General features: G+C 39.3%; 14 protein-coding genes. 10 read left to right on the forward strand and 4 right to left on the reverse strand.

The genetic code is table 11. The annotated features are described in order from the left end of the window. The first annotated feature begins 25 nt into the window (after positions 1-25). Genes mreC through EHQ47_RS17605 form a run of 5 tightly spaced genes read left to right on the forward strand, consistent with a single transcriptional unit; the run spans position 26 to position 5,940 of the window. Positions 26-1,207, forward strand: a complete 1,182-nt coding sequence (gene mreC, locus EHQ47_RS17585; RefSeq protein ID WP_135777730.1) for a rod shape-determining protein MreC — start codon at positions 26-28, stop codon at positions 1,205-1,207. Further along, entirely contained in the window at positions 1,204-1,719 is a 516-nt protein-coding gene (mreD, locus tag EHQ47_RS17590) for a rod shape-determining protein MreD (RefSeq protein WP_135747696.1), read from the forward strand. The genes mreC and mreD overlap by 4 nt, the downstream gene beginning before the upstream one ends. Beyond that, complete coding sequence (mrdA, locus tag EHQ47_RS17595) at positions 1,716-3,653, forward strand: penicillin-binding protein 2 (RefSeq protein WP_135747697.1); 1,938 nt, start codon at positions 1,716-1,718, stop codon at positions 3,651-3,653. The genes mreD and mrdA overlap by 4 nt, the downstream gene beginning before the upstream one ends. Next, positions 3,653-5,167, forward strand: coding sequence for a rod shape-determining protein RodA (gene rodA / locus EHQ47_RS17600; RefSeq protein WP_135695150.1), 1,515 nt, complete (start codon positions 3,653-3,655; stop codon positions 5,165-5,167). Before mrdA ends, rodA begins: the two co-directional genes overlap by 1 nt. An 8-nt stretch (positions 5,168-5,175) precedes the next feature. Continuing rightward, positions 5,176-5,940 carry a hypothetical protein gene (locus tag EHQ47_RS17605; protein ID WP_135747698.1) on the forward strand — a complete coding sequence of 255 codons (765 nt, stop codon included), beginning with the start codon at positions 5,176-5,178 and terminating at the stop codon, positions 5,938-5,940. Here the strand turns inward: EHQ47_RS17605 and EHQ47_RS17610 are convergent. Beyond that, the gene (locus tag EHQ47_RS17610; RefSeq protein ID WP_135747699.1) at positions 5,926-6,858 is read right to left on the reverse strand and encodes a bifunctional riboflavin kinase/FAD synthetase; all 933 of its coding nucleotides are present in this window, start codon (positions 6,856-6,858) and stop codon (positions 5,926-5,928) included. The genes EHQ47_RS17605 and EHQ47_RS17610 overlap by 15 nt on opposite strands. Before the next feature lie 45 nt (positions 6,859-6,903). Here EHQ47_RS17610 and EHQ47_RS17615 point away from each other — a divergent pair, with 45 nt between their 5' ends. Next, on the forward strand, positions 6,904-7,464 hold the full coding sequence (locus EHQ47_RS17615; RefSeq protein WP_135747700.1) for an LIC10729 family protein: 561 nt from the start codon (positions 6,904-6,906) through the stop codon (positions 7,462-7,464). Positions 7,465-7,473: 9 nt separating this feature from the next. Here EHQ47_RS17615 and EHQ47_RS17620 read toward each other — a convergent pair whose 3' ends face one another. Next, positions 7,474-7,818 carry an STAS domain-containing protein gene (locus EHQ47_RS17620; RefSeq protein WP_002973307.1) on the reverse strand — a complete coding sequence of 115 codons (345 nt, stop codon included), beginning with the start codon at positions 7,816-7,818 and terminating at the stop codon, positions 7,474-7,476. A 118-nt stretch (positions 7,819-7,936) separates the two neighbouring features. Between EHQ47_RS17620 and EHQ47_RS17625 the strand changes: the two genes are divergently transcribed. The 4 genes from EHQ47_RS17625 to EHQ47_RS17640 are packed head-to-tail and all read left to right on the forward strand — an operon-like array spanning position 7,937 to position 10,765. Further along, on the forward strand, positions 7,937-8,656 hold the full coding sequence (locus EHQ47_RS17625) for an LIC_12936 family protein (protein ID WP_135747701.1): 720 nt from the start codon (positions 7,937-7,939) through the stop codon (positions 8,654-8,656). Between the two features lie 15 nt (positions 8,657-8,671). Then, a complete protein-coding gene (locus EHQ47_RS17630) occupies positions 8,672-9,379 on the forward strand; it encodes a DnaJ domain-containing protein (RefSeq protein WP_135747702.1) in 708 nt (235 codons plus the stop codon). An 11-nt stretch (positions 9,380-9,390) separates the two neighbouring features. Then, positions 9,391-10,407 (forward strand): type I phosphomannose isomerase catalytic subunit, encoded by a 1,017-nt coding sequence (locus EHQ47_RS17635; protein ID WP_135747703.1) that lies wholly within the window; start codon positions 9,391-9,393, stop codon positions 10,405-10,407. A 55-nt stretch (positions 10,408-10,462) separates the two neighbouring features. Continuing rightward, on the forward strand, positions 10,463-10,765 hold the full coding sequence (locus EHQ47_RS17640) for an LIC_10421 family protein (protein ID WP_244290397.1): 303 nt from the start codon (positions 10,463-10,465) through the stop codon (positions 10,763-10,765). 17 nt (positions 10,766-10,782) lie between these two features. Here the strand turns inward: EHQ47_RS17640 and EHQ47_RS17645 are convergent, their stop codons facing one another. Both EHQ47_RS17645 and EHQ47_RS17650 read right to left on the reverse strand, forming a co-directional pair. Beyond that, positions 10,783-11,643, reverse strand: coding sequence for a pirin family protein (locus EHQ47_RS17645; protein ID WP_135747704.1), 861 nt, complete (start codon positions 11,641-11,643; stop codon positions 10,783-10,785). Beyond that, positions 11,643-12,704, reverse strand: coding sequence for a glycoside hydrolase family protein (locus tag EHQ47_RS17650; protein ID WP_135777731.1), 1,062 nt, complete (start codon positions 12,702-12,704; stop codon positions 11,643-11,645). Before EHQ47_RS17650 ends, EHQ47_RS17645 begins: the two co-directional genes overlap by 1 nt. Positions 12,705-12,712: the final 8 nt, after the last annotated feature.

A 12,712-nucleotide genomic window follows, 5' to 3' on the forward strand; every position in this document is an offset into this window, starting at 1 on the left:
AATAAAATTAATGTGACATAAGTCCATGAAGTGGAATCGCATCAACCAAAATGACGAATTGTTTTCCCTACTCTTCGTATTCCTGTTTTCCTTTACTTCCCTAATTTGGAACGGCAACTTCATGGTAAGAGGGATTGCCAGCTTTCAGGGTGTAGGCGACTTTTTTTCTGGGTCCTTTGATTCCTTTGGATCCTTAATCAAAAGTAGTTATAACAAACTCGAGTCCTTCGAACGTGTCCGAGAAGAGCGCGATTCTTGTTTGAACGTCATGGAAGAATACCGCCAACTTTCCAAAGATGTAGAAAGATTGAAGGCAGAAAATGCCATCCTCAGACAAGAGTTAAACTTTCCTCTTCATTTAGATTACCCTTCCGTAAGAGCAGAAGTACTTAGTGTTCGTTTGAATGCAATTTACAGAACCATCATCATCAACAAAGGATCGGAAGAAGGAATCAAACCGTATATGCCAGTTGTGGCTCGTTCCCTCGACGAAAAAGGGAAATTCACAGAAGCCCTCGTTGGTAAAATCATAGCCGTTTCCAAAGGATCTGCGGTCATCCAACCCATCATCAATTCCAATTTTTCTATGGGAGTTGCCATTCCAGGAACCAACCTTTGGGCATCACTTAACGGTAACAGTGGTCGCGGAACAGATGTTTTGTTAGACTATATTGATTCCGGAATTGTGATCGATCCAAAAGCCATCGGCAATTTTCCAATGGGTCCTAACCCTCCACCTACTTCAGCAGGTACAATGTTTACGGAAGGATTTAGTAAAATTGGTAAGGCTGTGTTTAGTTCCGGCGGATCGGGAGTTTTCCCACCAGGAATTCCAGTAGGAACCATCATCGAAGAAGGACCAAGGAATGGATCCTTTAAAACTGCCATCTTACGTCCGTTTGTTGAGTTTGATAAACTTTTACATGTGATTGTTTTGAAAAAACAACCTGAAAAATGGAGAGAAGAGTGGCCGGCAGAAAAAACAATTCAAATCGACGGTCCTTATTTCGGTGAAATCGATTTTCCAAAAGAAAAAGATTATAATAAAAAAGGAAAAGAACCTGAAAAAAGACAAGGTAACTTTCCTTCTACTTTCGGAACTCCCCAATACACAAAACCATCTGTGAATACAACTGTACCTGATTCAACTCCTTCTACCCCATCTGCTCCTTCCACGCAAGAAGGCCCTAAGGAGGTGGCACCATGATTTTAGATAAACTATTTATCATCATAGGATTATTACTCTCCCACTTCCTCAACGGATCGAATGTGTTTGAATTAGGAAATGCCATTCGACCAGACTTTATGGTCATCTTCGTTGTCTTTTTTGCATTAAGGAAAGGACCATTGTATGGACTATGGTTAGGATTTTTTGGAGGGCTTCTCACCGATACGGCGCTAGGTGGTGAAATCGGAGGAGACAATATTGTTTATTACAAAATTGGACTCCATTCTTTTTCTTATGCCATCATTGGGTACATTGTTGGAAAAGTAATGAGAAGTTCCTATACAGAGAACTATATTTCGATTACGATTTATATTCTTGGATTTACCTTGGTTTCAAGACTCATTACATATCTTTTGTTTTTGATGTTCTTTCACTCGAACCAAAGTTATTCCTTTTTGTATGTTTCATTATACAATGCATTCATTGGACCAGCATTGTTCTTTTTATTTTCTTGGGCTTTCCGATTGGATGCGGACGAGGTTAGGCAATGAGCCAATCGGCATCTGAATTTAGGTTAGAAACAAGTTTCCGCAAACGGCTGTATTTTTTTACGGGGATGGTTGTGTTCACTCTCACAGCTTACATCCTTCAATTGTTTAATTTACAAATTGTCCAAGGAAGCGAAAACTCATTAAAAGCTGAACGTTTTGTTCGTAGAAGTGAGTCCATTCCCGCAGACCGTGGGAATATTTTTGATAGAAACTTTCTCACTCCCGAAACAAGCCAACCATTGGTTTCCAATTCTGCATCTCTAGACGTAATTCTTAACACAAGTTTACTCAAAAACGATCCTAGAAAAGTAAAAGATTTTATTTATAAATTCTGTGAAGCCCTTTCGATCCCCATTGTTTATTACGAAAAAGAACTCCAAGACTCACGGATGATCAAAAAAATTCGTTCACGCGAACCTTTTGTACTCTTAGAGGGAATTTCACGGGAACAACAAGAACGAATCCTTGTCCTCGACAACATAAACAAATATGTGTATTTGGTTTCTTCACCAGCACGTGTGTATCATATGGGTCCTGCACTTTCCCATGTGACAGGTTATGTGGGAAAACCAACAACCAGTGATTTACAAGAAAAAGAAATCAAAACCTACCAACTCATTGGAAAAGGTGGGATCGAATCCCTATACGATACAACCTTACGTGGTCAAGATGGATTCAGAATCCAAAAAAGAAACACAGAAGGAAATATTGAAGAAGAACGTGTCATCGAACATTCCGTTCCTGGTAACAACTTAATTTTAACAATTGATCGTGATATGCAAATTGCCGCCTATCGTGCGCTAAAAGGTGTTAGGGGAACGGTTCTTGCCATCAAAGCCACCACAGGTGAAGTGTTGGCAATGGCATCCAATCCATCGTATGATCCCAATATCCTTTCCGGAAAAAATAAATTGGATCGTTCCAACCATTTCACTCGTGTGACGAACAATGGTGGTTTTTTAAATTTAGCCATTCAATCTAGGTTCCCACCGGCCTCCACTTTCAAAACGTTAGTGGGTCTTGCGGCTATGGAAAGTGAACATAAAATCAATTATGATCCAAAACAAACATTTTCCTGCCCCGCAAGTTTTACTCTTAAGTCAACCTTCAAAGGTGTTCCTGACCAAGTGTTTTACAACTGGGATAAAAAGAATCACGGCGAACTCAATTTAGCACAAGCATTAGAAAAATCTAACTCAGTATACTTTTACCAGTTGGGTTATAAATTAGGGGCAGAACCGATTCTCGCCTATTCACGGTTATTTGGTCTAGATAAAAAATCAGGTATTGACCTTCCAGGAGAAGCCACAGGATTTATTCCAAGTTCTGATTGGAAAAAAAGAACTTATGGAAACAAGTGGTTCGATGGAGATACGGTCAACCTCTCTATTGGGCAGGGATTTATTTCTGTAACTCCGATTGAGATGGCACTTTTTTATATGGCTGTTGTTAACAACGGAAAGATCTATAAACCTTATGTTGTTTCAGAGATTAGAAGCCCTCTCGATAATTCTCTCATCCAAAAAACGGAACCAACCATACTCAGAGACATTCCTCTCAAAAAATCCACAGTGGAAGCACTGAAAGAAGGATTGTATTTGGTTGGTTATTCGGGTACTGCATCTGGGGTTCTCAACTCACCAACACTTCCAGAAATTGCAGGGAAAACGGGAACGGCCCAAACAAGAAGAAGAGGAGCTTCCTCATCTAACCATGCTTGGTTCATTGGATATGCTCCAGTGAATGCACCACCCGAAAAACAAATATTAGTTGCTGCCTTCGTAGAATATGGTGTGGGTGGGGCGGCCTCTGCGGCTCCAGCAGCTCGTGAAGTATTCAAAGCGGCTTTCCCACCAGGTTCTTTCCCAAGAACAGATAGGTCCCGTGCCAAAACAATGGAAGAAGAAGCACCGGTAGAACAAGAGGCATTTTAATGGCAGATCGTAATACAGAAAAACTAGATTTTTTTCTTATCTTCTCAGTTGTCCTTGTGGCAATGGCAGGAGTTCTTACCCTATACACTCAAGAAGCAAACACTGCGGATGGTCTTGGACGCTGGTACAAACAGTTTACCTTTGTGTTTGTGGGACTCATCTCCATGTGGTTTATGTCGAGGATCAATTACCAGTTGATTGGTTCTTATGCACTTTTTATCTATATCTTCTCCATTGTATTACTTGTACTCACACTGATTCCTGGAATTGGATACCTTCCTTCTGGTCGCGGTGCTCGTTCTTGGTTAAAACTAGGACCCATCACTCTCCAGGCATCCGAGTTTTCTAAACTAGCAACCGTAATCCTTCTTGGTCAATATTTGGTTTTAAAAGAAAAAGAAATGCACAAAATCACGGTGCTCATCATTCCATTTATCATTTGTTTGGTGCCGATGCTTTTTATCATTTTACAGCCAGACTTTGGAACAGCAGTTTCATTTTTACCAATGTTATTTACAATGTTATACTTGGGTGGGGCCGACATTTTACACGTTGGGTCTCTCCTTACCTTTGGTGGAATTTCACTAATGGTTCCCATGTACCTTGCTTACTCACAACTAACGCTCATCCAACCACTCATTGATTTACTTCGTAAAGATAACAAAGTGGAACTTGTCTCCATCGTAAACCAACTCCAAGGTAAAATTTGGTTAATTTTAGATGGGAAAAAAGTATCTGGACTCACGTTGCCTGGAATTGAGAACCCAAAAAATTTACAGATGATCCGGGAAGCCGCAGAAATTGTCAAAGATGAATATGCGAGTGTCGGATATAAGATTTTATCAAACGAAGCATTTATGTTTGGCCTGGGTGGAACACTGGCTCTCATCAGTTTGGTGATGATTTTTATCAGGATTGCTCGTGGTTCCAAACACTTAAGAAACTACTACATCACCATTGGAATTTTAGGACTTTCCATCCTATCTGCTATTGCCGTTCACAAATCCATTCCTTTCCGAGAAAACCAAGTCATCCGTCTTACTGCCTTTCTCAATCCTGACCAGTTCAAACAAGGTGCGGGTTACCAACTCCGAGCCTCCAAACCCGCCGTTGGCTCAGGAAAGGTTTTTGGAAAAGGTTTATTTCATGGAGAGATGACCGAAGGGCGCGTTCCCCATGTTCCTGAATCGGGAACAGATTTTATCTTTGCATCTTGGGCAGAACAAACTGGTTTTTTTGGAAGTGTTCTTCTTTTATTTTTCCTTATGTCCATCCCACTCAGAGGACTCCAAATTAGTTTTGAAAGTAAAGACAGGTTCGGATCCCTTCTTGCCGCCGGGATTGTGGCCATGATCTTTTTTCATATTGCCATTAACGTTGGAATTGTGATTGGACTTCTCCCAGTAACAGGTGTTCCACTAACATTTATGAGTTACGGTGGATCGCATTTGGTGATGGCAATGACGGCCGTTGGAATTATTTTATCCATTAAAAAACGTAAGTTTGCAAACTAAGATCCACTATGAAACCAACCAAAAAAGTATTGGGGGCAGAAGAGTTCTTTCAGACCAAAATCAAATTAGAAAATGAATTGATTCGTCTGGAAGAACTGGAGAGAGAATCAAAAACTCACATTACTTCCATGATGGAACTGTCGGAAAAATTGATCCAACTTTCAGAATCCAACGAATCACCATACTTTTTACAAAGAAGCAAACGCCTAAACACTGAAATTCATAAGTTCAAAATCAAAAATGAATACAAACAAAAAGAATTTGATTCACTTTTCCATATCTTAGAAAAAATCAAATCAGAAGATAAAATTGAATTTTTGGATTCAGCTCTAAAAAATCGAATCAACCGCATTGCGACAAACCTTACTGAAAAAAAACAGAATCCACCTTCACAACAAAAACTCAGTGGGAAATTAGTTTTTATTTGTTATGTGTTAGAAGGCGTGAATTTTTTAATTCCTAAAAAAACGTATCGAATCCTCCGTGATATTCCTGCTTTCAAAAAACAATTACGCATCAGAGAAAAATTGATACCGCTCTTTCCTGGACCTGGATTTGTTCTAATGGAAGAAGGTGAAAAAAAACAAAAGAACGTACTTTTGATAAAGGACTCTTCAAAAAAGGAACTTGGTTTTTATTTTGATGAACTAAAAGAAGATTGGGCGGTCTCAAAAACTTCTTTGGAAGGATTGTTGGAAAAGGATTCTACCAACGGACAAATTTTAGGAAAAATCAAACGAAAAGGAAAATTATACCACTTAGTTAAAATCTAAGATACGAATACTATCTTCTTTATCTTTTGTTAGTTGGTTTTTTAATTCTTCCAAACCGCCAAACTTTTTTTCATCTCTAATTTTATGAACAATTTCTAATTCTACTTCTTTTCCGTACAAATTGCCGTCAAAATCGAAAACATTCACTTCCACATGAAGACCTAACCCATCGAAAGTGGGATTGTGGCCAATGTTGACCATACCTTTGTGGTCATGGCCATCAAACTTAGCAAAACAAGCATAAACGCCGATGGCAGGTAACAACTTATCTTCCGGAACTTTGATATTGGCTGTGGGAAATCCAATTGTCCTTCCTCGTTTGGCACCTTCAAACACCACACCTGTTATGTGATAATTTCTTCCGAGAAGAATTTTTGCCTCTTCCATTTCCCCTTTTTCCAAAAACCCTCGGATCAGCGAAGATGAAATTTTACTTTCCTTTTTTAGAACCGCTTCCTTTAATTCGACCGCATAACCGTATTTAGTTTTATTTGAATCGAGAAGTGTAAAATCACCACGGCGTTCTGCTCCAAAAAAATGATTATAACCAATCACGATATGTTTTGCATTCAAAGTTTGGATCATGATCTTTTCCAAAAAAACTTCTGCAGACATTTTTGAAAGTTCCAAAGTGAAATCCAAAACAACCAAATAGTCGATTCCAAACCCACGGATGAGTTCTTCTTTTTCTGATTCGGAAGAGAGATATTTGAAATTTGGTTTTTTCCCAAGAACCACAGAAGGATTGGGAAAGTAAGTAACCACCACAGAAGGTAGGCCTAAGTCCTTTGCTTTCTCCACAGTTCGCAAAAGTAATGTCTGGTGGCCCACATGGATTCCATCAAAGTTGCCGAGTGTCAGGGAAGAGCCGTTTTGAAACTCGTTTTGGATCGATTCTAAAGAGCGAATAATTTTCAAGGGGGGACTTGTCTCGTAATCCGATACTTGTACTAGGTGCTTCCATTGAAACTACGAATCCTTCTCCTTACGGCAATCTTTTTATCAACCTTGGTTTCGTTGTTCGCAAAAGACTTCCAAATTCCCAAACAAGAATTTGGTTTGGAAGAGGGTTTACTCCCAGAAGACATTTCCACCTACCCCGAACTCAAAACATGGGCCATTTACCAATCCTATGAATTGGAACCAGATGCGCCCTACTTAGGACTCCAGGATTATATTTGCCGGATGGTACCAGAAACTGGCCTCCAGTTCCTTCTAGAAAAAACGATCCAATCCAAATCTACGGTTTATCTTTATTTGGACATAACTCGTTACAGACCTTTAAAAGGTTCCAAATTCAAACCCAAAAAATTAAACATTCTTGTGAATGGAAGGCCCAAACTTTCCATCTATGCGGACAAAAACCAAAGTTTTGTGAACCCTGTGGAAATTCCCCTCGAACCATCCGAATATCCAGAGGGAAAGATTTATGTCGACCTTGTGCCCAGTCACAATTCCTTGGGACGGTTTTGGGGAGTTTGGGATGCGTTTGTTTTGGAAAACCGATTGGATGCGAAAGACTAAAGAAAATGCCTAAACGGCATATTTTTCGCGGTATTCGTCTTCACCAATGGTTTGGAAGTAACTGGTAAGGCCAGCCACTTTAAAAACCTTCTCAATGGCCGGTTTCATATTGGCAATGGAGAACTTTCCTTTGAGTTCTTGGACATAATTCAGCTGTTTGATGAGCATTCCAATTCCAGAAGAGTCAATGTAATTGAGTTTCTCTAAATTGATGATTACGTGCAGATTTTCAGTGGGTTGGCTCGGAACATTGGTTTCCAGGAAGTTTTTAAAATCCAGGGAAGTGTAAATGTCCAAACTTCCAGAAATGCTGATCACATAAGCGTCGGCATTTTTTTTTAGATTTATTTCCATGGGAGACCTACCGCAAGACTCGGGTTTTTGCGTTTTTTATCAACCTTATTTTTAACAAATTAATGATTTCATTTCAAAAGTCGAAAATATATATAGAGTCTACTATCTGGGAGTTCGTATGCGTATCTCGTTTGTCCTAATTTTATCCTTCCTACTCACCGTTGGCCTTTTTGCTGCGGATGAAAAAAATGAACCTGTTAGCCAAGCAGATTCCCAAAAGTTAAATCAGGATGGTAGTATTGCTCTCATTCCTTATAATGCGAAGCAACAACAGAAGATTGAACGAATTGGTAAAGAAGTGGATGATTACCATGCCATGATCAATGAAAAGGTAAAGTTCCTGAGTTTCGAAAAGAAAATCAAGGACAGCCGATATGGCCAAGTCACAAACGCAAGGGAAATCCACCTTCCATTTGAACCTCGTTATGTCATGCATAGTCGCTTTGTCATGAAATTGAAAGGTGGTGGTGGAGCCGAAGGTGGTGGATTCTCTTTAGATGAATTGTCCTTTTGGTCAAGAAAATCGCTCACCGAAAAAGGCAAAGACCCAGTCACAACTTATCGTGAATTAAAAAATAACACAAGCGGTGGAGTGAAAGGACTAACACTTTCAGTTCGCACTGTAACAAACGCAGATGACAATACTCTAAGCTTTGAGTTAGAAAAAATCCAAAGCCCTTGGGAAAGATTACGTTTAGCAACAGCCTATCGTGATAGGCTCCGTGAAGTAGCAAGAACCATTGACAGATACATCCAAGCAAAAGGTGGTTTGGAAACCAGAATGGTTTCTGAATCCGTTATGGAAATTTCTGTCAGTGGGGATTTCCAAGAACCATAGTCCAATGAGGGTGGAATGAGTTTTTCCATACCACCACAATCTTCCAACCTTTACGAAGTCCTAGAAATTCCCTTTGGTGCCACGACGGAAGAGATTAAAACCTCTTTCCGTCATCTAGTAAAACAATTTCATCCCGACAATCCCTTCACAGGCTCCTATTCTAAATTTCAAAGTATCTATTTTGCCTACCAAACACTAACAGGTGATGGTCGGAAACGTTATGATGAAGAATTTAAAAAAAACTACGCTCGCGAATTCTTAAAACGCAAACTAGAAGAACATCCTGTTGTACTCCCTGTCTCTCGTGTTCGGTTCACAACAGGGATATTGGAGCTCGCCAAACGTGGATTAATGAGGAAGGGTTTTCGCAACAAAGATAGACGTAAGGTCACGGGAATCGATTATGATTTGATTATAGACTTAAAAGAATCGGAAATCATTCGTCCTGTGATTGCCGTCATCCCACTGACTGTCAGAATTGTTTGTAGGGATTGTATGGGTGGCGACCCCCATTGCCCCGCATGTAATGGACGGGGTAGTTACAAAGGTTACAGAAATCTAAAGGTAGAATTTCCAAAATCGGCCCTTGTAAATGGCAGGGTATTTGAATTTGATCTTTCCAAATTCCGACCAGATTCCTTTACCCATTTTAAGAAAAAATTCCTACGTGTGAAACTCTTAGTACATAAAAATATCCCTTTACGAGCAAAGAGTACTGTCTAAAAAGGAAATCGATGGAAAAGATTCCCAAGGTTCTATTTGTAACCCCCCTATATAAAGAAAAAATCTGGGGAGGAAGAAAACTCGAAACATCTCTCGGCCGTAAAATTCCTGAAGGATCCATTGGGGAATCTTGGGAAGTTTCTGTTTATGGATCAGACGTTTCCCCTATCAAAAATATAGAGTTTCAAAATATTCCACTAACAGACCTTATCCGAAAAGCACCAGAATCTGTCCTTGGAAAACCATTTACAAAATCGGGATTACCTCTACTTGTCAAAGTCATTGATGCCAAAGAAAAACTTTCCGTCCAAGTCCATCCCGATGACGATTACGCACTCAAATATGACCCCAAATCTAATGGGAAAAAAGAATGTTGGTATGTTTTATCTGCTGAACCTGGAGCCGAACTTGTAGTCGGTTTTGATACCAATACGAGTAAAGAAGAGTATGAAACCCTAGTGAAACAGAATTTAGGCGAAAATGTTCTCAGGAAATGGAAAGTAAAACCAGGTGATGTATTCCTTTTAAACCCGGGAACCATCCATGCCATCGGTGGTGGCGTTTTACTTTTAGAAGTGCAACAATCTTCTGATTCTACTTACAGAGTTTACGATTATGGACGATTGGGTGATGATGGAAATCCAAGAGAACTTCATTTAGAAAAAGCACTCGCTGTTCTCAATTTTCAAAAATCTGACGGTTCTGAAAAACAAACAAAACAACTCATCACATACCATCCTTTTCCAAGATATCTTTTTACCTCTAATGACAAATTTAGATTGGAATCTTGGGAGTTCAACCAAGCCCAAAATTTCACCTTTTCAAAATTAGGTGATCCTGTGACTTTCGGAATTTTTTATACTGTCTCTGGATCAATTTATTTTCCTGAATTCCAAAAACTTGTAGGACCGAACGAAACGTTCATGATCACAGCCGCTGGGTTTACAGAAACCATCTCCGCCTTTGCGGAAACCGGTACGAAGCTAGCCTTTATGTCTGCCGGTTCCGATTCTGTAAAATATCAATAGCCAACCCTATTGACATTTTAATAGAATCGGTATAATGGATGCCAGAGAGGTATCTATGAAAAAAATAATTTCCCTATTACTCGTGTTAGCATCTACTTCTGTATTTGCTTTGTCTGACTTGGAAAACCTGATGATTAAAGAGGCAAATTCTCCGGAAAGTAAACAAGCTGCACGTTCTTATCTCAATGCGATGGCAAAAGAGAAAGAAGCAAGTGCAAAGAGACACGAAAAAATGGCGGGCAACAAAGGTGGAAAAGCAATCAGTGAAGCAAAGTTTAAAGAACATTGCCTAGCACTTGCAAAAGAATTTCGTACAGAAGCAGAAGAATACAAAAAAGCTGCAGATGATTTGAAATAAATTTCTATCTTTTACTTTTAAGTGGGCAAAGGAATTCGATCTGTTTCTTTAGGGACTTTCGGAAATTCATCTTTTGCCCATCTTTCCTTTGCTCTTTCGATGGTTTCTTGTTTAGTCGAAACAAAGTTCCAAAATAAATGTCTTTTTTCTGTAAGTGGTTCTCCACCCAGTAAAATCAAACGGCTATTTTGTTTGGCCTTAAAGGATACAGCAGTTCCTTTTTCGAATAAAACCATAGATCCTACTGTATAAGATTCCCCGTTAGATTCGATCGCACCACGAGACACATAAAGTCCCGCTTCTTCTTTATCAGAAAGAACCCAATGGACACCATCTGCACTTTGTTTGATTTCAATATCAGCATAAATCAAAGGGGAATGGACAGTGGCTGGGGAATGCAATCCTAAAAAACTACCACCTAACAAACGAAAGACCAATCCATCTTTTGTTAAAACAGGAATTTCTTGTTCTGAAAAATGTTCAAAACTAGGATCTATTTCTTCTTTATCTTTCGGCAATGCAATCCATGTTTGGATGCCTTCTAATATTTCGTATTTAGGATCAAATTTTGAACGTTCACTGTGAACGATTCCAGATCCGGCTACCATCCAATTGGTTTCATGAGGACGAATGTCCATTTCCACTTTCAAACTATCACGATGAGTGATAACCCCATCATATAAAAAAGTAATAGTAGCAAGACCAATATGTGGATGTGCTCGGACAACGAGTTCTTCTCCAGTCACCACAGGTACAGGACCGAAGTGATCAAAAAAAACAAAGGGTCCTACCGAACGTTTCTCCATTGCCGGAAGAACACGACGGATCACAAAATTATCACCTAAGTCTTTTGAGTGTCCAACAAGAGATTTTGTCATTAGCGTTTAGACTTCTTTCCCTTCGGTTTTGGTTTGGATATTTTCTTTTTCGCAGTGGGTTTTTGTTTTTTGATTTGTTTGGTGGATTTGGTCCCTGAAGTTTTGGATTCTTCTACCTTACCTACAAAAAGACCAATGGCTTCTTTGCCTTGGGTCCAATGTGCTTTGTTTCTAGCATTAAAATAGAGGATGAAGATTTTTTCTGTTTCTGAATACTTCACATCACAAGCATATACATGGCTTGCTTTCCAACCTCTTCCTGTTGGTCCAAGAATGGGTGTTTGGTTGATACGTTCAAAATGAATCCCATCTTCACTTTGTAAAAAGAGAATGGCCGAACAGGATTCTTTCCTAACAGGATTCCAAAAAATCCCATTTTGAAATCCTAAGTAACGTCCTTTCCATTCTATCACTTTGATAGAACCTGCACCCAAGTTACAAAATGGATCCATCTCATTGGGAGAAAGAATGGGATCAGAAAAATAAGAAAAAGGTCCTAGTGGGGAGTTTGCTTCGGCAACGGTAATATGTTTTGGTTCACAAAATCCACAATCAGGGATAAAAACAAGAGAGGAAGAAAAGTACATTCTGTACTTTTTTCCAAACTTCACCAAACAAGGATTACTAACTGAATCCCCATATTTTGGGTCTTTGTGAAAAGGAAATTTTGGAGTAATAACCGTTTTGGAAGAAGACCAAGATTTTAAATCTTTACTGGTTCGAACTTCGATATGAGACTTCCACTTCCGATAAGGAAACCAAGACATAAGGACATGAAGGAATTTATACTTTTCGTAGTATAAATAATAAGTTCCATCTTCTAAAAAGATAAAAGGACGCATGGCATTCCAAACCACGGTTTTTCTTTTTTTCCAATGGATTCCATCTTCCGAGAGGAATTCTTGAACCCCAAAAATATTGTGAGCAAAAAGATGCCAAAGTCCATCAGGGCAATTTTCGGGGAATAAAAAACTCGGATCCGCCAAAACAGGGGATGGGAATCCGGGTTTTAAAATTGGATCATCTTGGTAAAGTTGCCAATAGATATTTTGTTTGTTCAATCGAAATG

Source organism: Leptospira bourretii (assembly GCF_004770145.1).
Lineage (GTDB): Bacteria > Spirochaetota > Leptospiria > Leptospirales > Leptospiraceae > Leptospira_A > Leptospira_A bourretii.